The sequence below is a fragment of the Gluconobacter sp. P1D12_c genome, from assembly GCF_018812105.1.
GTDB lineage: Bacteria > Pseudomonadota > Alphaproteobacteria > Acetobacterales > Acetobacteraceae > Gluconobacter > Gluconobacter oxydans_A.
Window position 1 is genome coordinate 1 of record NZ_JACSIQ010000301.1, and the last position, 514, is coordinate 514.

Below are 514 nucleotides of genomic sequence, written 5' to 3' on the forward strand. Positions count from 1 at the left end.
AGGTCGCACCACGTGCGACCATAAAGTCGCACAGTGTGCGACCTATTCGGCACTCATACAGAGGTTTCCCACATGCGGAACATGACCCGTCTCAAGACCCCAAAAGATCGGCTTCGTGAAGATCAGGCCGAACAGGTTCGCCAAGCCGTGTTGCGGTTTTTGGACTCTCCCGATTTTGACCATGATGCCCTTGGCCGGGTCATGGTCACCGTTCAACGCATTACTACCCCAGCCCCCGGAACAACGGAGCCGTTTGTTATGATCCGTCCCGCACAGAACCGTGCTGTCACCTTGTGGCTAATGAAGAACAGTAAACGTCCAATGAAGGCCGTGGACGTCTGGACGATCTTGTTCGTCCTCCTGTTCCCACTTACGGGACAGATGATGCTAACCCGCGAAGAAATCGCCGAAAAAGTCGGAATTCGGGTCAACGAAGTAACAGCCATCATGAATGAACTGGTGAAGTTCGGTGCGATTTTCTCCGAGCGCGAAACGGTAGCCGGTATGCGAGGGC

1 protein-coding gene is annotated in these 514 nt (G+C 54.3%); it reads left to right on the plus strand.

Features of this window, described 5'->3' with window-relative positions; all coding sequences use genetic code 11:
* Positions 1 to 81: 81 nt before the first annotated feature.
* Positions 82 to 514: hypothetical protein (locus KP705_RS16855; protein WP_252348438.1), on the plus strand; the 433-nt coding region annotated here is incomplete at its 3' end.